This is a genomic window from Streptomyces sp. NPDC054872 (assembly GCF_053610705.1).
In genome coordinates, this window is sequence record NZ_JBSGYY010000016.1 from 99,764 (window position 1) to 124,077 (window position 24,314).

Here is a 24,314-nt window from a genome sequence, read left to right on the forward strand (position 1 = left end):
GACCCATGAGAACCGAGCGAGACCGTGCCTGCCCGAACATCATCGCCCATGCCGGCCGGGCTGGGGCAACTGGCCCTCCCGAACCTCCGTGTCACCCCGCAGGACGCTGCCGACCTGCGTCGCTTTCTGATCTGGGTGCCCGATCCACGCGGCATGCGGGGGCGGCGGTATCCGATGCTCCCGCTGCTGTGTGCGGCCGCCGCCGCAGTCCTGACCGGCGCTCGCTCCCTCATCGCGATCGGTGAATGGATAGCGGACGCCCCGCAGTCCGTCCTGTGGGACCTCGGCTTCCCGGCCGACCCGCTCACCGGCATCCGGTCGGCGCCACACACGGCCACGGTCCGCCGCCTGCTCCAACGCGTCGACGGCGACGACCTCGACGCGGCCATTGGCGCATATCTCCAGGCCAGAACGCCACCGTCGCCACTGCCCGGGCCGCTGCCGAAGTCGTCGTTGCGGGCGATCGCGGTCGACGGCAAGACCGTGTGCGGATCCCGCACCACCACGGCCACCGCGATCCAGCTGCTGGCCGCGATGGACCACCACGGCGTGGTACTGGCTCAGCGGCAGGTCTCCTCCAAGAGCAACGAAATCCCTGCCTTCCAGCCCCTGTTGGACGCCATCGACCTGAACAACACCGTACTGACCGGAGATGTCCTGCACACCCAGCACGCCCACGGCGCCTATCTCCGCACGCGCGGCGCCCACTACCTGGCCGTCGTCAAGAAGAACCACCCCGGTCTGTACGCGCAGGTCCGGAAGCTGCCGTGGGCCGACATACCGCTGGAGCACCGCACCCGCGACAAGGCCCATCACCGTGACGAGATCCGTCGGCTCAAGGTCGTAGCCTTCCGCCACATCGACTATCCCGGCGCCCGCCAGGCCATCCAAGTCTTCCGATGGCGACGGGAGTTGAGCACGGGCAAGCTCACCATCGAGTGGGTCTATGTGATCACCAGCCTGGACATTTACGACGCCACCCCGGCCCAGATCGCTGGCTGGGTCAGAGGCCACTGGGGCATCGAGAACCTCCTGCACCACGTCCGTGACCGCACCTTCCGCGAGGACGACTCCAAGGTCCGCACCGGCCACCTGCCCCGCACCATGGCGTCCCTGCGCAACCTCGCCATCAGCGTCTTCCGCCAGAACGGCCAGACCAACATCGCCGCCGCCCTCCGCCACACCAGCCGCGACTACCACCGCCCGCTGTCAGCCCTCGGCCTCACGTGATCAACCCGGACAGATCGCGATCATGCAATGCCCCTGGCCCAAGGGGCGAGGGCTGCCGCCAGCCCTGCGAGGAGCGATCGAAAAGGTCGCAGAGTCGAACAGCGAGTTGGCGCAGACGACCTGTGCCCCACCGCGCTGATCCGGGTGGTTTCTGATGGCATCTGAGGGACGTGGCGCCTGATGCGGCCCGGTCTGGCGTATCGGTCTTGGCGAAGGTTCATGGAGGGGCTGACCTGCTGACGCTGGCGCGGCCACTAAAGGGTGTTGCACAAGGCTGTATTTGCGCAGGTCAGGGCGTGTGAGCACAGTCTTGTGGTCCTGATGCGAGCGCGAGGTTGTGCATGTGGGCGACGGCTTGGACGGCGTGGTGAAGGCCGTCGCCGTGCTGTCGGCAGTCGCGCAGGATCTTGTAGTTCTTCATCCGTCCGATCACATGCTCGACACGGGCTCGGACCGTGCGGTGCGCGGCGCTGTCTGCTTCCTCGCCCGGCAGCAGCTCGCGTCGGGGGCGTTTGCGGTGTGGCACGACCATGCCGCAGTTGAGGTAGGCGCCATCGCCCAGAACTGTCACGTCCTGGCAGTGCTCGGCCAGGCCGGAGGCCCGCCAGGCGTGGGCATCCGCGGTGGTGCCCGGCACCGGCCGGGCCGCTGCGATCACGGGGCGGTATCGGCGTCCACGACGACCTGCACGTTCGCGGAGAACCGGTAGTTGCGGCTGGAGGAACCGACGTGCCGGTCGCGGACCGGGACCAGGGTGCCGTCCACGATCCACAACCGGTCCGCAGCATCGGCCGGACGCGAAACAGGCTCGAGCGCCAGCAGTGGTCCAAGACGTTGAACGACCCGGCACACGGTGGACGAGAGCACAGTCATACCCATGCAGCAAGGAACAGCGATGATCGGCTACTCGCAGCCCCGTCCTGACGTAGGAAGCCACCAGCTACGGACAACCAGCCAAGCCGACCGTGTCGTCGACCCCTAACGTCTGGAGAGTGTGTTCGTGATCCGCCGGGCGCCCGCGTAGCCGATTGAGGCAGAGCGGTGAGCTCTTATTGGTGACTCTTCGGCTACTCATCAGCTGATCTCAGGCGGGATGCCTGGTGAGTCGGCCGTACGCCGACCGGGTGTCAACAGGGCTGCTAGCCTGCGGCGATGAACAGCTCAACCACCGGCCTGGTGCCGGTGCACATTGGCCAGCCTGAGCCCGGCTCCGATGAAGAGCAGGGGCTGCTGCTCCGCAGGGAGCGAGCTCTGAACCGGATGGGCCCGCCAGAGCCGCTGCGTGTCTCCGGCGACGTGCCCTGGGAGCGGCACGGCTTCGTGCCGCGATGGTGGGGCATGGAGAGCAGCGACTGTCCGGCGGCCGTGGAGCCGGGCTTCTTCTCCGGGCAGGGCCATGAGGAGTTCCAGCGCTTCCTCGGCGGTGCACGGCAGCGCAGCGAGGTCGCTCTGGTCTTCGCCGTCGTCGGCCACGCGGACGGCGACCGTCCGCGTAACCCGCTGTCGTCGGTGCACGCCTCCGTACGCCTCGGTGACCAGTCCACCAGCGCCGGTGGTCGGCGACTGCCTAAGGGGATGCGGCCCGAGATCGCGCCGGGCCTGGAGGGTGCCGACCGTGATCTGGCGATTCGGCTGCTGACCCGCCCCGAAGGCTCGCCGTGGTGGAGCCTGAAGTTGTACGGCTCTCAGTCGTACAACGGCGACGGTTCCGGCAGGGTGGACCACCCCGCTGCGGGCGAGCTGCATCCCATTCTCGTCGACTCGCTCGGGGAGCCGGTGGTCGCGGCCTGGACGTCGCCGGAGGGTGACCAGCGGTGGTATCTCATCCCCGATGCCACCCGCTGGGAGAGCGTCCTGGGCTGGCTGGTGCACCGGGCGCTGCCGGAGTACGTGCCCGCAGCGCTGCGGCGGGCCCGGTCGCCGTTCTTCATCGACCCCGATCTGCAGACCGTCGGTGAGCAGAGCACTCGCGACGCGCTGGAGGACCTGGAGGCGCGGTACGCGGCCGAGAAGCAGCGCCTGGAGGATGAACTGCGACAGGCCAAGGCGACGGCGGAGCCGGTGCGATACGGGCTGCTGTACGGCAGCGGCGCCGACCTGGCCCATACGGTCGCGCGGGTGCTGACCGCGGCGGGAATGCACACCGTGGACCTGGACGAGGAGCTCGGCGGGACGAAGTCAGCCGACCTGCTCGTTGGCGCCGACGGCATGGAATCACGCCTGGTCGAGGTCAAGGGCGCCGCTGGTCCCGCACAGGAGCATCTCGTCGGGCATCTCCAGCGGCATTTGGAGACCTGGCCGCAGCTGCGGCCAGACGAACCGGTCTCCGACGGCGTACTGATCGTCAACCACCAGCACAAGCTGCACCCATCGGAGCGGACGGCGGCGGTGTACGCGCGGCCCGAGTTCGTCGCCTCGCTCGACTCACTACCGGTGACGGTCATCAGCACTGTGGAGCTGTTCAACTGGTGGCGGGCCGCAGACTGGACGGCGATCCGCACCGCAGTGCTGGGCGACGCGGCCGCGACAGCGCAGTCGGCGACGCCAGTGAACCCGCCGCAACCGCCATCCGCTCAGCGGCGTCGGTGGTGGAGCGGCGGACGGCACCAGTAGCAGCACGCGGGAGGCCACTGGATTCACCTGGTTCAGGTTCCCCATCCGACCCGTATGGGTTCACGGGTCACAGCGAGAGCGCCGTGGCTTCCGCCGGCGTCGGGGCCGGTTCGACGACCCAGGCGCACTCGTTCGCCCGGTGTCCGAAGAACAGCGTGCCCGCTGGCTCGGACAGTGGATGGACGTGTCGATATCACCGAGGACGGTGCTGTCGTCAGAGACGACGATGGAAACCGGGCCGAGGACGTGGCTAGTGGGCGTCTGAGAAGTCCCGGCCAGGGTGCCCTCGCTGTGCGGTGGAGTAGAAGCATGATCGTGGCTAGGTAGACCGCGTTCTCCTGGCTGCTCGCCAGGCACTCGTAGTCCTTGGACAGCCTCCGGTACAGGCCCAACCAGGCGAAACTCTGCTCGATCACCCAACGGCGCGGGACCACAGCGATCATCGGCACCACGCGCGGTGATGCATCGGTCTTGGCCCAGGTGCTGCGGAACCCGCCGTCCCTGCGCTGCACGATCCGGATGGTGATCCCTGTCTCCTCGCGCACCCAGGCCAAGAACTCCCGGCCGCGATAGCCCTGGTCGGCCCACAGATGCCTCAGTCGGGGAAACTTCGCGGCGGAGCGGGGCCAGCAACACCGCGGCGCCGTCGCGGCCGCTCACGTTGGCCGGACTCACGCACACGGCCAGGACCAGGCCGAGCGTGTCGACCAGCAGGTGGCGCTTGATCCCCAGGACCTTCTTGTCTCCGTCGTATCCGTGCCAGCCACCCCGCTCGGTGGCCTTGACACTCTGGCTGTCCACCACCCCCGCACTCGGGGTCGGTTCACGGCCCTGACCGGTGCGTTCGCGCGCGGCCTCGTCCCCGGCATCGTCCACGTCGAGCGCCGCTGTGCATGCACTCCGCCACCGTGCATCGTGCGCGCGCCGTGAAGGCGACACCGGCCTCGGGTGCGCTGCCAGGAGCCGGTGCCGTCGCCGGATTCCGCGCCTACTGCGGCGACAAGCACGTCGTGCTGTGGGTAGAGCCGGGCGGTGCGGCGCTGTCAGTGGTGGCAGGCCGCCCGTTCCTTGAAGAGGGCGAACCCGCGCTGCATCATCGCCACTGTGCGGTCTGTCGCCTGGCGGAGGAATAGGGGCGAGCTGCTGATCTGCATGAGCGACAGCTTTCCCTGCTTCTCCACGACCGTGCCATCGAGGAAGCCGAGTGTCCCGTAGGTGTCGCCGTGCGCGAGTGCGCTGCAGCTGCTCCAGATGACCTCGGCTTGGTCAGTGCCCATGGCCGCCAGGGAGCCCGCCTCGCGCACGATGGCCGTCGGGCTGGGGTTACCGAGTGCCTTCTTGGCGTCCGCGGGCGCCGTACCCGCAGCGATGATCAAGTCCGTGAGCCGCTGCATCCGGACGTCCGTGCTGCGGGGCTGCTGGCTCTGAAGGAGATCGAGCATGTGGTTGGAGTGCCGGTGATCGCTCGCCTGCAGGGAGAGACGGCGCTGTACGCGGGTCAGGCGTGTCGGAGGGCCGAGCATCCACACCGCACGGGCGCTGTTTTCGAACGCGCCCCGCAGCAGTGAGAACTGCCCGTGCGTGTGCATCGTGATCGGCGTATGGGTGCCTTTCGCGGCGTCGCCCACCAGCGTGCGGCGGAAGCAGTGCAGGTGGTCGACGGCGACCGTCAGCGCTAGCCAGGCGGTGTGCGACACCTGGTAGGGGTCGGTCTTGAAGTCGTCCCCGGCCAGGGCGCTGCCCGGCGCGACGACCCAGGCCCTGGAGTCGGACTGGGTGAGCGTCTCGTACTGCCTGGCGCCGTCGAGCAGCACCAGGATCTTCCGGAGGAGCTGATCCTCGGTTCCCTGGGGTTTCACTACTTGAGCTTATTGCGGATATGTGCGAAAGAGAGCGGCATTTACGCCGAGGGGCAGACTGTCAACCGCGTTGCCAGGTAGGGGGAATGGGGTGAGGGCTGGCCCGAGGGCCAGCCCTGGTGAGTCGGGCCGTGGCGTGCTCAGGTCGCCGTGAGGGCCGACTGGCGATTGCGGGTGCTGTGGTCGGCGAGCGCCGCGAGATTCCGCTCCGCATCCAGTACGGCCGCGCAGCCCGAGTCGGCCCCGGCTGAGAACGAGATCCTCGCCCTGGTGCGGCAGCAGGCCCCTGCGCTTCTCGGCTGCTCGGAGTCGGACCGATAACCGCCGCCCAGATCTTGGTCAGTTGGTCCCACCAGGGACGATTCCGCTCGGAAGCCGCCTTTGCCTCCTTCGCCGGCGTCTCGCCGATCCCTGCCTCGTCGGGGCTGATCAACCGACACCGGCTCAACCGCAGCGGCGACCGGCAGCTCAACCGGGCCATGCACACCATCACCCTGATCAGGATGCGACTCGATCCCTCTACGAAGACGTACGTCGCACGCAAGATCACCGAAGGAAAGACCTCCCGCGATGCGCAGCGATGCCTCAAGCGAGCGATCTGCCGCCAGATCTTCAAGATCCTTGAGCGCTCCGACCGGAACCGACTCGGCAACGTCGAAGAACTCGCTCAAGCAGCTTGACACGACTTGGCAGCCTCGGGGCACACGCCGAACTTGACGCGACATCCGGTGAGTTGAGGTTGCGCGCCGACCGGTAGTTCATTGAACCGGGCAAACGCTCGGAGGGGGCACCAGGCCACCGCCGAGGACGTAGCCGGGGCCCGCTCGCAGGCTGTGAAAGGAATGGCGGCGTACCACTCCCGGCTGACCCGCCTCCACCTGGCGGGTATCCGTGAGCGGATTGGGCATGGTCGTCTAACTGACTGGAAGGAAACGGCTGCACTCGGGCGCTCGCCGAAGGCTCGGCCGACGCCGGAAAGGCTGCGAACGCTGGATACGAGCTACTTGATCGCATCCAGCAGCTCGCGGCACACGATGGCAGTGGCTCGGTCGTCTCGAAGGAGATCCTGCAGTGCTCGAGTCACCACAAGCGCGATCATGGACGGCCGCACGCCGTGTGAAGTTTCCGCCTGTGGAGTGGATGGGGGTATCAAATCAACAACCTCCGTGCGCCTCACAGGACGGATATCGATACCAAGGTTGGCGCAACCTCCACAGTGATGCCGCCATGGCGGCCAGTCGGCCCGGGCGGGGGAGCGTGGCAGACTGCCGGGATGCGAGCGGTGCATGAGGTGACGGAGCCTGAGACGGCAGTTCGTGATGCGGCGGTACGGGATGTCGCGGTAAAGGAGTTGAAGTTCCGTAAGCTGGCAGAGCAGCTGCGGAAGGGCATCCGAGACGGGACATGGGCGCTTGGAGCGAAGCTGCCGACGGAGATCGAACTCGCCTCGCGCACTGGGCTATCCGTCACTACCGTGCGCAGGGCGTTTGAGGAACTCGTCACCGAAGGACTGGTCGATCGCCGACAGGGTGCCGGATCCTTCGTCATCGCGCTGCCGCGTCAGAGGGCACACCCATGGTCCTCGGAGCGTCGGCGTATCGGGGTGCTCGTGCCGGAGGCCGAGTACTACTTCGCCCCAGTACTGAAGGGTGTCGAGGCCGCTTTGTCCGCCGCCCACTGCTCCATGGTGCTGCGAACCACGGGCTACGGCGTCGGCGCCGTAACCGGCGCCGTGACCGCTGTGGAGGAGCTGCTGGACGCCGGAGTGGCAGGGCTGTTGCTGACGCCTTCGGCTCCCGAGGTGCCGCTCACCGGTCAGCTGGCCCGGTGCCTCCAGGAGTTGCCAGTGCCGGCCGTGTACCTGGAGCGGCGGTGGGCGCGGGCTGGGGCAGCGGACCGGAGTGAGCACGTGTACACCGACCATGCCGGCGGCGCCTACGACGCGCTCGCGCACCTGGCCAGGCTCGGTCACCGTGACGTGGGGCTGGTTCGCAGGCTGGGGGCTGCGCCCACGCAGGTCGTCGCGGAGGGTTTCGACCAGGCGGTCGAGGCGCTCGATCTGCGCGCCAGGGCACGGATCGACTGGGAGCCAATCGATACGCACCTTGCGATGCGGCGCTCGGCGGAGGCTCCCTTGGCCCTGGAAGTGCTGCACACCCTGCGCAACTCCGGCGCGACGGCGGTGCTGTGCTTCGGTGACTTCGAATCGGGGCTGCTGTTGCGGGCCGCGCGGGCGGAGGGGGTGCAGGTGCCGCAGGACCTTGCGATCGTCTCGTATGACGACAGCCTGGCCGCCGACGCTGACGTGCCGCTGACGGCGGTGGCTCCGGAGAAGTTCAGGATGGGCGCTCTGGCTGTCGAGACCCTGGTGCACCGCTTGGACGATCCAGAGGCCGAGCTGCGGCAGGTACGGCTGCGGCCCCGCCTGACCCTACGAACCTCCTGTGGCTGGGACGCCGTCGACCTGGCTTACGGCAGCGCATCAATGTCTTGATTCCCGAATACGTCTTGATTCCTCTCCTGCGTGGCCCGGAGCTTCTCTGCCATGAAGGAACAGCAAGTAGCGACAGGTGAGGATCGGGTCTTGCGGCGCGGCATGCACCTGGTAGCACGGGCGGCGCGGGAACAGCCACGGGCGTTCGCTGCCGGAACGCTGGGCAGTCTGGCATTTGCGGCGGCGACCGTCGGGGCGGCGTACGTTCTCAGCGCCGTAGTGGCCCGTCTGGCAGGTCCGGCCTTTTCCGGGGGAGGGTTCGAGCCGGGAGCTGCGGTCCTTGCCGCGGCCGTGACGGTCGGCGTGGCCGCAGTGAAACTCGGCGGGATCCTCGTGCGGCGTCTGGCTGTCGGCCGCATGCAGTACGGCCTGACATCGAACTACCGGCGCCGGGTGCTGCGCAGGTACCTGGACTTGTCCTTCGAGTGGCACCTACGCCAGTCGCCGGGCGTGCTGCTGTCCCGGGCCGGCAGCGATGTTGATGTCGCCTGGGCGATGGTCGCCGACCTGCCGCTGGCCGTGGGCGCGTCGGGTATCTGTGTGCTCGCGGCGGCGGCGTTGTTGCTGACCGACCCTGTACTGGCCGCCGTTGGGATCACCATCTTCCCGGTAATCATTGCGATGAACGTGATGTACTCGCGGGCCGTCGCAGCGCCATCCGCGCGCCTGCAGGAGCGTCGGGCAGAGCTCGCGGAGATCGCACACGAGAGTGTGGAGGGGGCCCAAGTTGTACGCATCCTGCATCGGAGAGACACCGAGGTGGCACGTTTCGCGCGGGCAGCCGTCCGATTGCGGGATGCCGTGGTCCGGGTCGAACGCACACGCGCAATCTTCGAGCAGATCGTGGGGCTGTTGCCGCAGGCCGGCACACTGGCGCTGTTGCTCGTGGGAGCGGTACGGCTACGGGACGGGGCGATCGGAGTTGAGCAGCTGCTCTCCGCGACGCTGCTGTTCTCCGCCATCGCATTCCCGCTGAGTGGCCTGGCATGGCTGCTGGCCGCGCTGCCCGCCAGCGCGATCGGCTATGCACGCGTACGGGAGACGCTCGACTTGCCCGGCGAGACGGCTGACGGACCATCGCCGGACAGCGAGGCGGTGCGCGGATCGGCGGCGCCTGAAGGACCTACGGCACGCGTAACGGACGACTCACCTGTGCCTCGGCTCGGCGGGTATCCGGGCGAACCGACCCGGACCGCCCTCGCGCTACGAACGGTCACAGCCCGAAGGGGAGCACGCACGATCGATGCAGCCGCACCAACGTCTCGTCCTGGACCGGGCCTGGCACGGCTTGAGTTGTGCGGTGCGGCGTTCGCCTATAGCCCCGGGCGCTTTGCGGTGCGGGGCGTCAGCGTCACGGTTCGGCCCGGTCACGTCCTTGCCATCACGGGGCCCACAGGCTCTGGCAAGACGACCCTCGTACGACTGATCGCTGGTCTCCTCGTGCCTGGCGAGGGGAGCGTTCACGTTGATGGACTGCCACCTCGGCTGCTTTGCGATACCGGGCAACTGCCCGACTACATCGGATACGTGCCGCAGGACGTGTTCCTCTTCGGCGACACGGTCCGTGGAAACGTTGCCCTGGATCGCGAAGCGGACTTTCCTGACGAGAGGCTTTGGGAAGTATTGCGTACCGTCCGGGCTGACGACTTCGTGGCAGCGTTGCCAGAGGGGCTGGACTCCTCGCTCGCCGAGCGGGGCGTCAGCCTCTCAGGTGGACAGCGACAGCGGCTTGCCCTGGCCAGGGCTGCCGTCCGCGAGCCACGGCTGCTGGTCCTGGACGACGCCACCTCTGGTCTGGACGCGAGCATCGAAGCATCCGTTCTCGGCGCCTTACGAAAGGCCCTACCGGTTACCACGGTCGTCGTCACCAGCCGGCCGCAGAGCTTGGCTCTCGCAGACGAGGTGCTCTTCCTGGACAACGGAGGCGTCGCTGCGTGCGGTGCACATTCCGAGCTGCTGCGGACCGTGCCCGAGTACCGAAGGCTCGTGCGTGCCGCGGGTCAGGAGGTGGGCGCGTGAGTATGCACCTAGGCGAGCCTTCCCCTGCCCGACCGCTGTGGAGGGTGCTGCCTGCCGCTGGCGTACTGGCGTGCCTTGCTGCGGCCGGGCGCGTCGGTGTTCCTTTCACAGTGCAGCGGGTCACTGACGCCGTGACCTCGAAGCCAGGGCCAGGCACGGGCCCGGAAGCGGTGGTCGCACAGGCGCTAGTACTCCTTGTCCTCGCCGCAGTGGGGGCAGCGGGCATGGCGTACCTGCTGGCCCGTGGAGTGGAGGCCGTGTTGGCCGACATACGCTCCCGCATGATGCGCCACCTGCATGTGCTGACACCTCTGGACCGGCAGTGTTACAGCAGAGGGGGGCTGGTCTCCCGGCTGACCTACGACGTCGACCAGATCACCAACTTCGTTCAGCGCGGCGGCACACACATGTTGCTCAATGGGGCGCAACTGTTCCTTGCCACCGGCCTGATGCTCCACTACTCATGGGTCCTCGGGCTGTTGGTGCTCATGACGCTGGCCCCGCTGGCCTGGGTTTTGCCGGCCCTCCAGAAGCGACTGGCGGTGCGGTTCGCGCGGGTACAGGAGCGCAACGGTGCCGTGGTAGCGCTTGCCGGTGAGGCCGTCGCCGGAGCAGCCGTCATCCGCGCGTTCAGCGTGCAACAGCGGTTTGATACCCGGCTGGGTGAGGCCATCGACTCCCACTACGTTGCCCAGAACCGCGCGCAGAAGGCCGCTGCGTACGCGTACGTGATCGGAGAGGCAGCGGTCGCAGTTACCACTGCAGTCCTTCTGGTCGTGGGCATGGCGCTCGGTGCCGCGCACCGGCTTACCCTCGGTGAGCTGACAGCATTCCTCTTCCTCATCACCATGTTCGTCCAGCCGCTACAGGCGGTTGCTGAGAACCTGAACGGGATACAGAACGCGGTGGCATCGGTGCGCCGTATCCGGTCCCTGATGCGCCATCGTCCTGCAGTCACCCCCGCGGTCATCGGGGCTGTCCCGCTGCCGCCGGGTCCACTGGACGTGGAGGTTCGGGCGGTCACTTTCGCCTACGCTGGTGCACAGCGGGCCGCGCTGAACGATCTGACGCTACGCGTGCGACCCGGCAGCACAACCGCGGTGGTCGGGCACACGGGCTCCGGGAAGTCGACGCTCGTCACGCTGCTCACACGGGTTGCGGACCCGGACCGTGGGGAGGTCTGCATCGGCGGAGTTCCACTGCCGCGCCTCAGTGAGGGCGGACTGCGTGGTGCCCTCCACCTGGTGCCACAGGATGGCTTCCTCTTCCGCGACACGCTTGCCGACAACGTACGGCAGGCGTGTCCCGAACTGTCCGATGGGGACGTCATGGAGATCTTCGCGGCGCTCGGTCTCGAAGAGTGGCTCACGACCTTGCCAGACGGAGTGCGCACCAACGTCGGCGAGTCTGGAACTGCCCTGTCGGCCGGGGAGCGGCAACTTGTCGCGATCGCCCGTGCCTACGCGGCCGATCCACGCGTGTTGCTGCTGGACGAGGCCACCTCGCAGCTCGATCCGCTAACCGAGGCCCGGGTCGCCAAGGCCGTCAAGCTGTTGGCGAGAGACCGTACGACCATTGCCGTGGCACACCGGCTATCGACGGCCGAACAGGCCGATGATGTGGTCGTCATGGAGGACGGGCAGATCATCCAGCGCGGCCCACACTCTGCACTCTCCGTGTGCTCCGGGCCGTACGCACGTCTCTACGCGGACTGGCAGCGCCGCACCGGCACGGTCCCCGCTGGGGAACCAGCGCCCTGACGCTGCCCCCGATCGACGCACGCGGTATGTCCACGGCCGCAACACCGTGGACATACCGCCAATCGCGGTGGGAGATCACCTACTGCCAGGCTGCGGAGAGGCGAGGACACAGGCCGCGCCGGGAACACCGAGGTGATCATGCAGGAGGCGGAAACGTTTTCGTCGGAACCTCCTCCGAGGCGAGCTACACGTCGGCAGCCAGGTTCGCGCCCTCTGCTTCTTTGCCTGGGGTGGCCGATGCCGCGCTCGGGTTCGGCGCGTCTGTTTCGGTGGACTCTGCGTCGGGGGCGCCATGGCCCTGCTCTTCGTCGTCCCCCAACGGCTTGGCGCCCTTGAGGAGTGCCTCGATGGCCAATCCGGATCCGGTCACAGCGAGCACAGTGGAGCACGGCCGAACCTTGCGTCCCGAACTGAGAACGTGAGCAGTTGGCGGGTAGCGTGTTGAGTATGGATGGTCATACGGCACGCGAGCAGGGTATTGAGTGGCGGCAGATAGACGACGCCTGGCAGCGTATTGAGTCCTGGCTTGAGCGGCGCGCTCCGGCGACACTGGAGAACTTGTTGCCTGGGGCTTCCGAGGCGGAAATCGAGGGACTGCAGGAGTCTTTGGGCGTGCGTCTGCCCATCGGTCTGAGGGCGTTGTGGAGTCGGCGGGCGGGTGTGGGACCGGAACCGACACCTGGATTTATGCCGGGCCGGTGTGTGCTGATGCCGTTCGAGGTCGTCCGTCGCACGTATCAGCAGCAGATGCTGCTGCGACAGAGCGACGAAGAGGCGCAGCGGGGGGCGGGTGACGCAGAAGAGATCACGGTGTGGCGTCCCTCCTGGATCCCCTTCGCTGCGATCGGTGCGGATGCTTTGGCTGGTCTGTGTTTGGACGCTGAGACCGGCAGGATCTGGTACTGGAATGAGTACGCGGAGCGCAGCGTCAAGTTTGAGTCACTGACGGACTACATGGAGGAGATGGCTGACGTCCTCGAAGTCCCGTCGCTCGCAGAAGAGGCGCGGGTTGGCCTGATGAACGGGTTCTTGGTGTGGGGGGCGCCGCGCGATGATGCCGAGCGTGCGGTGTGGGAGCCGTTGGCCGGGTGATGCGTGTGGGGTGAGTGTTCGCACCCACCCCACACACGTCACGAAGATCTAGCCGATCTTCTTCCACGCGCAGGTGCTGCTGGTGGTGGTGCAGTGTTCGAAGCCAGGGTTACTGAGGTAGAAGGCGTCCTTGTCGAGCATGCGCCAGGCAGGAGCCGGAAATTTGTGGAAGGCCCCACTGTTTTGATCGCCGGGGATCGTGGCACGACCGCACTTCTCGGCGCTGGAGGGGCCGGTCTTGTCCTTGCGCGTGTCGGCGAAAAGGCCGAAGGAGCTCCCCGAGGGGTCCGCGTAGAGCTGAGCGCACTTGTCCCCTGAGTCGACCTGGTACTTGTTGCCGGTGTCGGGGTAGCCGCCACTCTCGTGGGTTGAGGCCATGGCGAACTCGTCGCAGGTCGGCGAACCCATCGAGGCGTCCATGGGATGTTTCTTCCATGCGTCCGGGCAGACCACGTTGCGGCTGTCGTCACTGGTCCACTTGTTGCCGTCCGCGTTGGTCTTGGTGGTGTCCGGGCCGAGGTAGTGCATGGGCGCGTCGCCGGTACCGGGGCGTCCGGTCATACGGTTCTGCATGAACCAGTAGTAGGCGCCAGCTGCCGGGTACTTGTTGGTGTCCATCGTGTAGGTCGGGGTGTAGTACGGAAGTACACACCCGGGTGTGCTGCTGGCCGTGCTGAGATCGTCGCAGCGGACCTTGAGTTCGTTGCCACTGGTGCCGAAGTCGGCGTTCGCGGCGAGGTCAAGATCGACATCGACAGCGCCGACCATGTCCCAGGTCAGGTCGATAGTCTCCTTGCCGGTGCCCGTCCACTTCGTGGTGGTGCTGGCAACCTGCGTCTGGCCGACCTCGCTGTCCAGCCAGTACCCCCTCTCGGCCTCCCCCGTCTTGTAGTCTTTCCAGGCCACCGGGGTACTGGTGCAGTGGTCACAGACCGTTCCTGCGTTCCAGGTGAGGCGGACGCCAAGAAGCTGCGGGTCGATGGAGGTGGGAGTGACGAACAACTGCTGGTCGAACTCCGCGAAGTCGCTGCCGCCGGACGACTTGTTCGGGTAAGTCTTCAGCCGCTGCTGGAAGTTGAACGTCGCCACGCCAAAGGGAGGCTTGTCCGGTTCTCCGCCGGAAGTGAAGATCAAGCTGGCGCTGCCGACATCATTTAGACAGGCGTCGGTGCGGTTGATGTAGTCGTGGCCCGAGGGCTTGTCGGAGCACCACGACACGAGGTCCGGAACCTCTGCCGTGGGGGAGAGCAAAGACTTCTGCTTCTTCTCGGATGCCGGGTGGGACTTGAGGCACACCTGGCGGCCTTGCGCGTCAGCCTTCGAGCAGTTCGTTCCCCCGGCCTTGCGGATCGCCAACGCGCCGGGGTCGCTGCGGAAGATCTCTTGTGCCTTCTGGGCCACCGGATCGATGTTTGAACTCGCCTGCGGAGCAGGGAAGGTCGCGTAGGGCGCGATGCGGAACTTGGCCCACGGGGACCAGTTGGTCTCATACAAAGAGCCGTCGAACGCGGACGTGTGGAAGGTGTAGGTGACTCCCGGCTTCAGCTTGCCGGCGGGGACAGTGACCTCGGCCGTGCTGCCGGAAGCTACAGCAGGGGAGACGAGCACTCCGTACTCATCATCTTTCAACTTGACTTGTGTCTTCGCATTGCCGTTGGCGTCAGTCGTCCAGACCTCGAAAGTCTGGGTGCTCTTGTCGCCGTCCGCGTCGGTCACAGTATTGCGGAGGACCGTCTGTGGGCTGGTGACGGTCCACACGTCGCTGGCCTGCTTGAACTCCGGTCCGGCCTTTGGAGTCTTGCCGGAAACTGGCCTGCTGCCTGCAGTCACAGTTCGGGACTCGGGGCCTGCTGCGGGGCGGCTGGAAGGTGCCGCATTGGGGTCGATGCTTGCCTCGGTTCCGGCGGCGAGTGCCGGGCTGGACCCGAGAAGAAGAGCGAGGGCGGCGCCTATGGCTGCCCTTCGTACTAATCGTGACATCTGTCTGTGCCTCAACCCATGTCTCCTCACGTGTAGGTGAGTTGTGTGGTCCATGCCAAGACCGTTCTATGCGGGTTGAGAGTGCTCGGGCAATGCCGCTAAACGCCCAATTCGCCTATCGCTGCTGTGTGTTAGCTGTGATCGATGTCATGGTTGCATGTAGTCATGTGAATTTTCTGTGGAATATTTGAACACAAAGTGTGTGCCCCGCCGTCTATTGCAGAGCATGCAACGGAACTCCGCTGTGTGCCGATCTGCCCGTACAGCAGCACTTCCCAGAAGTTGCCGTGGTGAGCGGAGACCTTCTTTGTCTGCTGGCGGTACAGGCGGTACAGCCTTCTGACCAGCAAGGATGCCGATCCGACGGATTCAATGTGGGGAGTTGGCCCGCGTATGGCCCGGATCTTGGTGGTAGTGGGGCGTGTTGTAACGCGATGGTTGATTGGTAGCAGGGGACAGGCGGCGAGCGAGATGACCCGTGATACCTCGGCGCGCGTGGCCGTCTTGGACGGGTCGCAGGGGTGTTGGGGGCCTCTGACCCGGCGAAGCCTGGGGATGATTACTGGGCGGGTGGCTGCGATGCGGTGGTCCTGGAAGAAGGCGATCGTCGCGACGGCCTGCTGGAGGCTTTTCTTGCCGGGCGATGCTCAGGCGTTGGTGATTGGTTGTCAGGTGGGGGGCGGGTGTCGGGATCTCTGAAGCGCTGTGTGGCCTCCCGCGGTCGGGGCGCGGTCTGGAAGGCCGACACGGTGGCCCACTGCTGATCGTGGACCGGACCACTCTGGGCGACGGCGCGATCCGGTCCCACATGGCACACGTAGGTAAAGCCCTCTCAGGGCGTCCAGCCAGTCCAACCCGAGTACTTATGTCCAGTTCGGGACCGTTGGGTGGGAGGTGTCTATGGGTTTGGTGATTCGCCCGTGACACGAGGACCTCGTCCGTCGAATGCGATGGATCGACGGTCTAGTGCTGGTGTTCGACCAGTTGGCCGAAGAAGTTGTGGAGCATCGCCGGAGCTGCGCTGAGGCCGAGTTCATGGCCGCCGAAGCGGTAGACCTGGTACCCCTTGAGTCGTAGAGATCGGTCCTCGGACACCATCTTTGAGTAGAGCCGTGGCGATGCCATGTCCCCTTCGGAATAGTGTTGCTGGCCGTCTACCTCCACGACGATCCGCACTCCGCGGGGGAGGAGGAGCAGGAAGTCCATGCGCTCACGGCCGAGGACGCTGTCTCTGCCTCCGCGTTCCAGGCGGGTTCGCGGGTCCAGGTGCAGGTACACCTGCGGGATCAGCGCGGGGTAGTGGGCTCCGGTCCCGTCGATCGGGTAGCGCCGACAATAGGCGCGGAACACCTTTCGCTCTGGGGACACCCATTCGGGCCGCTTTGGATCGCGGTGAAGCGACGCCGACAGCCGCTTGTAGAGTGCGCGACCTACGTCCTGATCGGTTGCGTCCTCCGGGAAGGGCGCATGAGTGCGCCACCAAGCGATCAAGTCGCCCCAGGTCAGGCCGGCGGCGCCGAGGGCCTGGTCGTACTGGAGGCAGAACTCGCCGTTCTTCACCAACAGGACGTCGTTGTTGATGGCGTCACCGAGAACGAACTCCGGCTTGGGGCCATCCGCGGCGAAGAAGAGGTTCTTCATGGCCCCCGAGGCCCCGGCGCCGACCGTCCGGGCGGTGAAGACCGGTGCGCCGCTGATGGTGTCCACGGCGGTGAGCTCGTAGCCGTCGTGGGCCAGGGTCTCGTTCATCCAGGCGCGGAGCCTTTCGACCTCGTCGGCGTCGGTGCGCACCGCCGGGTGCAGCATCTCGGCCAAAAAGCACAGGAGTTCGTCGTCGCCGTCGGCGAGAGCGAAACGTTCGTCGCGCCAGATCCAGTCGGCCTCCCAATCGTCCGGATCGAGGATGCAGTGGTGGCCAATATCCTCGGCGGCGGTGACGTGCTTCGGGTCGAGGCTAGGCAGGTTGTTGAGGTCGTACAAACGCTCTAGGAACTGCAATTCGTCAAGGGTCCCCCACCAGGCGGTCGGAAGGCCCTCGCGCAGTCGCCGACGGGTGACCTCGGTGATGCGGTGCGAGGACACCCGGCCCGGTGCGAGATGAGGGTGGTAGGCGTCCAGCTTCTTCAGCACGGGCTCGAAAACGCGGCCTAGGTAGCTGCGGCGGGCTTCGTAGCTGTCGCTCATCCCCTGCTGCTTCCAGAAGCTCTTGAAGCTCTTGAAGTCGCGGAACGGAAGCTCTAGGGGCGTCTTCAGGCGCCGGAGGACTCCGGTGAGGGACCTGAGGAGGAGGGCGATCTCGTCGTCATCAAGCCGCTGGCCCCCGCTGGTACCGAACGCTTCGAGTTCGGTCCAGGCGATGCGGGCCAAGGCGTATGCGGCGTCCAGATCGGTCACGTCGTCCAGCGCGGTGGTGCGAAGGCGCTCGACCCGCACCGTAGCCAGGCCGGTCCTCATGACGCTGAAAGGCGCTGTACCGACTGGCCGTTCGACGAGGAACTGAAGATTCACCACATCGCCATTCTCCGATGAGGGCGGCGACGAGGAGGCCCAGTGGGCAAATTCGACGCGTGAATAGTCCAGATCTGTTGGCTTTCGGCACCGACCGGATGTTGATCGAGGAGTCAGCTGGGGCGGGTTGTCGGCAGCCCGTCGCCCAACGCATCTCTTCTAGGTACTCCTGCTGGAGGTCGCCGAACTCCTGGAGGGCACCGGAGTAGCCCGCTTGGAGCAGCCAGGCCAGGTCGTGGACCTTGCGGATCTCGTCGTAGAAGTTGATATTCGTCTGGACGGGGCGTGCAGGTCTGCTAGCCGCACCTGCGCCGATGTGGGCGTAGCGGAAGGTCTCCCCGGTCTGATCCATGTCGTCGAGCCACGGGAGTGTCTCGAAGGACTCCGGATCGATCTTGTTGTTCGGCGCTTCAAGGTCAGCGATCAGGCCAAGGTAGCGGTTCAGCCGTTCGGTCAACTTCCTGACGCTGTGGCTGTCCTCGCGCAGTTTTTCGTCGATCCGCTCGGGCCGAAGATTCTCACCACGGGTGTCGTACTCGCCGCGACGGATGATGATGGCGGCCTCCCGGATCAGCCCCTTCAGGCTCAACTCCACGCTGTGCCGGTAGTTGTAGTAGATCGGGATCGGGAGGGAGTCGTCGGGGCCGTTCTGGCTCCACTCCGTTGCCGAGAGCTCGGCTACACGCAGGTATCCGCCAGCGATGACGAGGTCATCCTCGTGCCGACCGCCGATGACGGCGATCTCGTGAGCGGGCCACTTGGGCCTGGGGAGGTCCACGCTCATGAGCATGGACCTCCCCAGGTCGGGATGCCACCGGATTCCGTCCCCGGTCAGATGCCGGGCGACCAGGCTGCGTGGCAAGTGGGCTCGGGTTTGAGCCACGCCTCGATCTCGTCCGCCTTCGTGGTGCTGTTGCCTCGACTGTCGAGCACCTTCGATGTGATGAAGGAGGTGGCATACTGCGACGTGATTCGGACGTTGTCGATGATCGAACCGTTGGTCGGTGCGGCGGAGATGCGGATGAAGGCACCTCTGAGCGACTAGAAGTAGCTATCGATCAGGGCCTAGGTGACATGGCTACCGATGGCCGAGAGCAGCACCTTCATCCCGACACGGGTGCCAGCGTGCTGACCGATGACGTTGTGATGCGACTTCGCGCGGGGCAAACGAGTCTGTCAGTGGTTCGCCTGCCTGCCACCCACCGCAAGAAGGGCACGGCCAAGGACTAGAGAGGGAAAGGCTGCCACGATCGCATTTTTACCCGCGGTATCCCTCGATTCGGGGACATCTTGCGCGGTCAGAGGGATGATGGATGGGATCGCGAGGCTCTGAGCCTGGGCCTCTTGCTGCGAAGTGTTGGGAGTCCAGCCCAGATGGTCCACGATGCCGCGTACCACTGGCCTCCGGAGCTCATGGCGCTGCTGACTGACACCATCCCTCTGCTCTGCCGGAGCAAGGACGACGTTGTTAACTTCCTGCGCGGTGCGGGAACCAGCGAGGCTCTCCTTGGCGGCATTCGTGAACAACTCGCGCTCGATCGTGGCGCCGTGAGCAAATACAAGATCACGCGTGACGTCATCGGCCAGCTGAACGAGCAGGGCGATCAAGGTCTCGGTGTGCGCAGGGCGCTGCTGCGTAGAGTCACTGAGTTCGACGACTTCTCCACCTGTTGGCCCGACGACCAACTCAAGGCCCGCGGTCTCGTTGCGCAGATCCGCGACGTCGTCGGCGTAAAGGACTCCTTCACGCGCATGAAGCAGGAACGCGATCAAGAGCGCGAGGCCCACGTGGCCGCTCGCCGCGCTACCGAGGACAAGTTGCGACGTCGAGGCGCACTCTATGCAGACCTGCGGACACAGATCTCCAACCTCTTCGGCATGGAGGACACGCACAAGCGTGGCCTGGAACTGGAAAGCCTCCTCAACCGCATCTTCTCCCTGGACGGAATCGGCATCAGGGAGGCGTTCACGCTGCGACTAGAAGACGGCGAGGCAGCCGAGCAGATCGACGGAGTGGTTGAACTGGACGGCCAGATCTACCTAGTTGAAGTGAAGTGGTGGGCCAAGCCGCTGGACATTAACCCAATTAGCCGCCACCTGGTTCGGGTCATCAACCGAGCCGGTGTCAGCGGCCTCATGATCTCGGCGTCCGGGTACAGTTCGCCCGCGGTACAGGAGTGTGAACGCTTCCTCGTTCACGGCGTCATGGTGCTGGGTGAGCTCCGCGAGCTAGTGCTGCTCCTTGAGCGTGAGGAAAGTCTCGGATCCTGGCTGCGTCAGAAGACCCGGATGGCGAAACTCGAGCGGCGCCCCTACGCAGTCCTCGACGTCGACTTCTAGGTGGGCGTTCCACGGGCGGCCGCGCCGAGTCTGAGCGTCCATGTACGTCGCGAGTTTCCCTGTGGGCGCGTCACGGGGCGGGTGCCGGAGTGCTTTGGCCTCAAGGACGCCCCAGTCCCGGGCCGGGGACTGTCCTGATCTTCGCGTGTGCACTGGTCTGAGCCCTGGGTAGCCGCTGGGGTTACGTCCACTGGGACAGGGTCAGCCAGCGTGCTTGAGCGTGGTGGACTGAGGGGAGGCCCCTGCCGTCATCTGTTCGCGCGTACCGGAAGGGAGTGTCTGACGTCAGACCCTTTTTTGCGCGTTGGAGACCGTCGAATTGCAGGCAGCTCACTGTGCCTGTGGCGGGTTCCGTGTGGGCTAGTAGCCACGGAGCCAAGGACAGCAGGGTGCCTTCACGGGACGCGAGGATCGGCTGTCCCGTGATCACCGGCGTAGGGGCCGATACCGTGTTGGGGGCTGGCCTTCCGACCCCGTGCAGAGTGAGTACCTCAAGGGTGTATCGGTCGCCGTCGTAGGTCATGGAGGTGGGCACCACGAGATCAGCGCACCAGGAGGATGCTGCGCGGTGCGCGAATCGGCGCAGCAGTTGGTCGAGTTGGTCGGCCTGGTCCGCTGTGGGTATGTCCCGGCCGTGTGCCAGTGCATTGCGTACGGAGATGAGGCTCTGGACCGGCTGGTGATCAGCTCGCTCCGGGGTGATCCAGGAATGTACGCGCCGGAAATCGCTGCCCGCATCGGGCAGGATCGCGAGAGCGGTGCAGATGTCGAACCAGGTGCCCATGCTCGGGGCCGCCAGCCGCTCCGGCGTGATCCCCCGGAGCGGTGTGGGCGGGGTCCTGCTGAGCCCAAGAACGGCAGCGAAGCGCAGGATCGACTCCAGCGTATGCAGGCCCTCGTGGATCTTCTTGTCGGGATCGGTGGCGCGGGCATACCTGGCGAAGCGGTGGGCCAGGGGAGTCGGCAGGCGGTGGGTGGCGAGCTCCAGGGATTCGCCCAGGCGATCGGCGAGGGTCGCGGCGCATCGGTCCAGCAGTTCTTCTCCGGCGGTGTCCTTGACGACCCAGTCGACTGCATCGAGGCGGAGCGCCTCGATGACCTGCTGCTTCGAGCCTTCGCCGGACAGTACGAGGCTGGGCATGCGGCACTTGCGCTCTTTGAGCTGCCGGAGCAGCCACAGACCGCCCCATTCCTCGGGCGGCATCTTCATATCGATCAGCAGGAGGTCGAACGGGTGGGTGTCGATCTCCTGCAGAGCGGTGTGGCCGTCTGCGGCGAAGCGCAGGCGGGCACCTTCCTTGTGCAGTGGCCGGCACAGAGTGCGGGCCACGTCCATCTGGTCGTCGGCAACTAGGATGCGCAGGTTGGCCAGTCGCTGGGTCATGCGGACTCCGTTGGCGTAGAGGTAGCGAGTGGCAGGGTGGTGAGCCATGCGGTACCGGAGGGCGTGGCTATGAGGCTGAGTTGTCCGCCGACCTTGGCGAGGAGCGAGCGGACTCCGAGGAGGCCGAGGCCGTTGCCTCCGGGTTTCGTGCTGCGGATTCGCTTGCCCGAGTTCAGGGCGGCGGCGATGTCGGAAGGAAGTCCGGGGCCGTCGTCGGAGATTTCGACGGCGGCTTCGTAGTCATCGGCGGTCCAGTCCAGGGTGATGGCCCCGCCGTTGCGCAGGGCTTCGATCGCGTTGCCGATCAGGTTGTCGAAGATGGCGGTTAGGGCTCGTGTGCCCAGTGCGACGTGGACGGTGCTCCTGGCCGTGGGAACCGACAGCGAGATGTTGGCAGGAAGTCGGGTGAGGACTGCTCCGGCGTAGTGGCGGAGGAAGGCTCCGAGCTCGACGCTCTCGGTGTCGGCTGACGTGAGCATCGAGGTTGCTGCGCGCAGGCGCAGCGCGAGGGCGTGTGCCTCGTCGAGGTGCCGGCTCGCGGCGAGTTGTTGCTGCAGCCGGGCCGTACGGCTCTCAGCGGGTTGGGAGTCGGCGAGGCGGGTGGCGACAAGTTGATTCTTCAGATCGTGCAGAAGGTCCGCCACGGCCGCCCGGTAAGGCTCGGGGACCGGTTGGAGTGCGGCGATGACGGCTTGAGTGATCGGACCCGGTTGCGGCGGGGCCTCCATCATGGCGACGATCACGTCGATGCCCTGTTCGGTCACCTCTACGGTGATCGCTTTGCTCACCGCAGACCAGAGCGAGCACACGTCCTTCAGGATGGTCAGTGACGGAGGTTGAGCCGACCGGAATCCCAGTCGCAACGGCCGCTCAGCGAGGACTTCGACGGAGGTTTCTCCGCCACCTGCGGCGAGGGCGGCGAGCGCGGCGTCGAGCACTGCTCGCGCCCGACCGGAGATTGAGACAGGAGGAAGCGACGGCAGGGTCTCCATCCGGCCCCGGTGAAGGATCCGCCAGTCGTCGGCGAGATCGGGCAGAAAGATGTCGGGATCGTCGGAGCCGAGACATCGGTAGACGTCGCACAACTGCACCAGGTGACGTACATGCACCGTGGTGATGTTTTCGGGACTCTCGATCCGCTCCAGGGTGTCTATCGCTCGCGCCAGGACGGTGTTGATGGGGTCTGGGACAGCGGGCTTCTCGACGGCCTTGCGGAACGCGTCCCGCAGATGACTGCCGGGTTGCAGGGGAAGGTCGAGGTCCAGCAGCTCGTCCACGCCAATAGCCCACTTGAGCAGCGCCGGAGCGTCCGAGGCGAGATGCAGCCCGAAGAGGCGCGCGGTGATCCATCGTTGCGTGGGAACCGGGCTGGCGTCGAGCAGAAGGGCCTGCTGGGCGAGGAGGAACCGGGCGAGGGAGCGGTCCTCTTCCTTGGCGCCGTCAAAAGACCGGGCCGGGGATCCGTCGGCGAGTCGGTCCAGGACACCGAGCACAGTTAAGGACGCACTGTGCTTCGCGGGTACCTTGCCCGGAACGGAAGCGCCCTCCGTTCTGAGCGTGACGCCCAGCGCCTTGCTGTGGATGACGGCGGTCGCCGTATACCGCTGCAGGTGGTCCGGCCCGCTGACGGTGTGCTCGTAGGTCACGGGGAGCTTCATGAGGCTGGCCGTGCGGGCCAGGCGCGTGGTGGGTTCGACCGGTGGTGGTGCGCTCGGCGCCACCAACTGCCATGTGGGGGACCATTCTTGTGGCCAGCGGTCGGCCAGCGAACCCTGAAAGTCCCCCGCTTCGGAGACTGCGCCGATCACGGCTTGGAAGGAGTCGGCCCCAATCTCCATAGGTATGCCGAGTGATCGCTGACCTGCCCCGAGGAGTAGCCCTGATGCCAACTCGACCTCGTGGAAGGCGGTGTTGTACACGTTGTTGGGGAGAGTGGTGAAAGCGAATTCGGCGGGTGGCGCCACGACGATGTGTCGTGCAGTGGCGAGCAGATGCTCGTAGCCGAGTATCTGGGCTCCCAGGTAGGCCAGGGTCTGGTAGTCCTGCTGACGGTATCTCTCCATCTGGTAGGCGTTTTCGTATGCCCATGATGCGTGTACGAGTGCCTGGGAGAGCAGGGGGCGTGACGTCTCGGGAAGGGAAAAGAGCGTCTCCAGACGCCGCACGGCCCCGACATGGGCACGCGATACGGGGATCTCCTGGGCGGGCGGAGGCGGTGAGGCAGCGGTATTTCGCGCCGTAAGGACCTCAGGTACGTGCCGTTGCAGGAAGTCGAGCGCTGCCCGCTGCGAGGCGGCCTTCTTGTTGCTGCCGCTTCCCTCGCCAGCCCGCCGGTGCGTGTCAGTGACGACGGCCCGGAACGCAGGGGCGTGATCGGGACCACCGCGCTCGTACTCCCAGGTCAACGCTGCGTGCCCCAGGACCTCATACAGTGTGGTCTTCGGGTCGTTGATGCTGGATGCGATCTCGCGCTGCTGCGTGGCCAGGTGCCCATGGAGTAGTCGTCTGGCAACGTCCTCCTCGCCCTCCAAGCACAGCACACCGATGACTTGGTGGCATAAAAGAGTGGTGACCTTCGGCGGAAGCGCATCTCTGTCGAGTCCCACGCTCAGGGCGGCGGACTTTCTCAGCCACTCCTGATGTGCGGCCCAGGCCGGGAAGGTAGCGACAATCCGGGCGACATCTGCGCTCATCGTCCCGGAGGTGGGATTTGCGATCCTGCGGTACCGCTCTACCGCGGCCGTCTTCCACAGGAACGCGCTGCCCAGCCGGCCCAGCGCGTCCAGGGAGGTCTGCGTGATGCCTGGTACTGCTCCCCGGCTTTCGAAAAGGTACGACCGGTGTATCAGTGCCGCGGCGATAGCGTTTCGTACACCGTCTCTCGGGGCGGAAAGTCCCAGAGTGTCCAGGTGCGCGAATGCTGGCGCAGCCTCGCGGACTCGAGCCTCAACGGGAAGTTCAAGCACGCCTAGGCGCGCTCTGCTCCCATCATCCTCAACGGTCGTCATGCACGCACCCCACCCCGTTGGACTGTC

16 protein-coding genes and 4 pseudogenes are annotated in these 24,314 nt (G+C 66.1%); 10 read left to right on the forward strand and 10 right to left on the reverse strand.

What is annotated here, in order from left to right:
- Positions 1 to 48: 48 nt before the first annotated feature.
- Positions 49 to 1,230, forward strand: a complete 1,182-nt coding sequence (locus tag ACWGIH_RS21385) for an ISAs1 family transposase (protein ID WP_453446978.1) — start codon at positions 49 to 51, stop codon at positions 1,228 to 1,230.
- Between the two features lie 289 nt (positions 1,231 to 1,519).
- On the opposite strand, the pseudogene ACWGIH_RS21390 reads toward ACWGIH_RS21385, so the two are convergent.
- Positions 1,520 to 2,088 (reverse strand): annotated as a pseudogene (locus ACWGIH_RS21390) (transposase family protein); the annotation flags it as partial.
- 294 nt (positions 2,089 to 2,382) lie between these two features.
- Between ACWGIH_RS21390 and ACWGIH_RS21395 the strand changes: the two are divergent.
- Entirely contained in the window at positions 2,383 to 3,843 is a 1,461-nt protein-coding gene (locus tag ACWGIH_RS21395; protein WP_453446976.1) for a hypothetical protein, read from the forward strand.
- Positions 3,844 to 4,160: 317 nt separating this feature from the next.
- On the opposite strand, the pseudogene ACWGIH_RS21400 reads toward ACWGIH_RS21395, so the two are convergent.
- The 3 genes and pseudogenes from ACWGIH_RS21400 to ACWGIH_RS21410 all read right to left on the reverse strand — a co-directional run.
- A pseudogene (locus tag ACWGIH_RS21400) lies at positions 4,161 to 4,442 on the reverse strand (transposase); the annotation flags it as partial.
- A gap of 25 nt (positions 4,443 to 4,467) precedes the next feature.
- Positions 4,468 to 4,782: pseudogene (locus tag ACWGIH_RS21405) on the reverse strand (transposase); the annotation flags it as partial.
- Positions 4,783 to 4,886: 104 nt separating this feature from the next.
- Positions 4,887 to 5,702 (reverse strand): hypothetical protein, encoded by an 816-nt coding sequence (locus ACWGIH_RS21410; protein WP_453446975.1) that lies wholly within the window; start codon positions 5,700 to 5,702, stop codon positions 4,887 to 4,889.
- A 335-nt stretch (positions 5,703 to 6,037) separates the two neighbouring features.
- Between ACWGIH_RS21410 and ACWGIH_RS21415 the strand changes: the two are divergent.
- The 5 genes and pseudogenes from ACWGIH_RS21415 to ACWGIH_RS21435 all read left to right on the forward strand — a co-directional run.
- Positions 6,038 to 6,178 (forward strand): annotated as a pseudogene (locus ACWGIH_RS21415) (transposase); the annotation flags it as partial.
- Positions 6,179 to 6,181: 3 nt separating this feature from the next.
- On the forward strand, positions 6,182 to 6,382 hold the full coding sequence (locus ACWGIH_RS21420) for a hypothetical protein (RefSeq protein ID WP_406471885.1): 201 nt from the start codon (positions 6,182 to 6,184) through the stop codon (positions 6,380 to 6,382).
- Between the two features lie 593 nt (positions 6,383 to 6,975).
- Positions 6,976 to 8,196, forward strand: a complete 1,221-nt coding sequence (locus ACWGIH_RS21425) for a LacI family DNA-binding transcriptional regulator (protein ID WP_453446974.1) — start codon at positions 6,976 to 6,978, stop codon at positions 8,194 to 8,196.
- A 51-nt stretch (positions 8,197 to 8,247) separates the two neighbouring features.
- Positions 8,248 to 10,215, forward strand: coding sequence for an ABC transporter ATP-binding protein (locus ACWGIH_RS21430; protein ID WP_453446973.1), 1,968 nt, complete (start codon positions 8,248 to 8,250; stop codon positions 10,213 to 10,215).
- Positions 10,216 to 10,217: 2 nt separating this feature from the next.
- A complete protein-coding gene (locus tag ACWGIH_RS21435) occupies positions 10,218 to 11,975 on the forward strand; it encodes an ABC transporter ATP-binding protein (protein ID WP_453447106.1) in 1,758 nt (585 codons plus the stop codon).
- Positions 11,976 to 12,159: 184 nt separating this feature from the next.
- Here the strand turns inward: ACWGIH_RS21435 and ACWGIH_RS21440 are convergent, their stop codons facing one another.
- Positions 12,160 to 12,345, reverse strand: a complete 186-nt coding sequence (locus tag ACWGIH_RS21440; protein WP_453446971.1) for a hypothetical protein — start codon at positions 12,343 to 12,345, stop codon at positions 12,160 to 12,162.
- A 77-nt stretch (positions 12,346 to 12,422) separates the two neighbouring features.
- Between ACWGIH_RS21440 and ACWGIH_RS21445 the strand changes: the two genes are divergently transcribed.
- Positions 12,423 to 13,067 (forward strand): SMI1/KNR4 family protein, encoded by a 645-nt coding sequence (locus ACWGIH_RS21445; protein ID WP_383270136.1) that lies wholly within the window; start codon positions 12,423 to 12,425, stop codon positions 13,065 to 13,067.
- Between the two features lie 48 nt (positions 13,068 to 13,115).
- Here the strand turns inward: ACWGIH_RS21445 and ACWGIH_RS21450 are convergent, their stop codons facing one another.
- The 3 genes from ACWGIH_RS21450 to ACWGIH_RS21460 all read right to left on the reverse strand — a co-directional run bounded on the left by ACWGIH_RS21450 (position 13,116) and on the right by ACWGIH_RS21460 (position 18,339).
- Positions 13,116 to 14,897, reverse strand: a complete 1,782-nt coding sequence (locus tag ACWGIH_RS21450) for a hypothetical protein (protein WP_453446969.1) — start codon at positions 14,895 to 14,897, stop codon at positions 13,116 to 13,118.
- A gap of 1,113 nt (positions 14,898 to 16,010) precedes the next feature.
- The gene (locus ACWGIH_RS21455) at positions 16,011 to 17,441 is read right to left on the reverse strand and encodes an AbiJ-related protein (RefSeq protein WP_453691683.1); all 1,431 of its coding nucleotides are present in this window, start codon (positions 17,439 to 17,441) and stop codon (positions 16,011 to 16,013) included.
- Positions 17,353 to 18,339, reverse strand: a complete 987-nt coding sequence (locus ACWGIH_RS21460; protein WP_453446966.1) for a hypothetical protein — start codon at positions 18,337 to 18,339, stop codon at positions 17,353 to 17,355. The genes ACWGIH_RS21455 and ACWGIH_RS21460 overlap by 89 nt, the downstream gene beginning before the upstream one ends.
- 51 nt (positions 18,340 to 18,390) lie before the next feature.
- Here ACWGIH_RS21460 and ACWGIH_RS21465 point away from each other — a divergent pair, with 51 nt between their 5' ends.
- Together ACWGIH_RS21465 and ACWGIH_RS21470 are read left to right on the forward strand one after the other, a co-directional pair.
- Positions 18,391 to 18,600 (forward strand): hypothetical protein, encoded by a 210-nt coding sequence (locus ACWGIH_RS21465; protein WP_453446964.1) that lies wholly within the window; start codon positions 18,391 to 18,393, stop codon positions 18,598 to 18,600.
- A gap of 368 nt (positions 18,601 to 18,968) precedes the next feature.
- The gene (locus tag ACWGIH_RS21470; protein WP_453446962.1) at positions 18,969 to 19,895 is read left to right on the forward strand and encodes a restriction endonuclease; all 927 of its coding nucleotides are present in this window, start codon (positions 18,969 to 18,971) and stop codon (positions 19,893 to 19,895) included.
- Positions 19,896 to 20,076: 181 nt separating this feature from the next.
- Here the strand turns inward: ACWGIH_RS21470 and ACWGIH_RS21475 are convergent, their stop codons facing one another.
- Together ACWGIH_RS21475 and ACWGIH_RS21480 are read right to left on the reverse strand one after the other, a co-directional pair.
- Positions 20,077 to 21,279 (reverse strand): response regulator, encoded by a 1,203-nt coding sequence (locus tag ACWGIH_RS21475; RefSeq protein ID WP_453446960.1) that lies wholly within the window; start codon positions 21,277 to 21,279, stop codon positions 20,077 to 20,079.
- Positions 21,276 to 24,287 (reverse strand): ATP-binding protein, encoded by a 3,012-nt coding sequence (locus ACWGIH_RS21480; RefSeq protein ID WP_453446959.1) that lies wholly within the window; start codon positions 24,285 to 24,287, stop codon positions 21,276 to 21,278. The genes ACWGIH_RS21475 and ACWGIH_RS21480 overlap by 4 nt, the downstream gene beginning before the upstream one ends.
- Between the last annotated feature and the right edge of the window lie 27 nt (positions 24,288 to 24,314).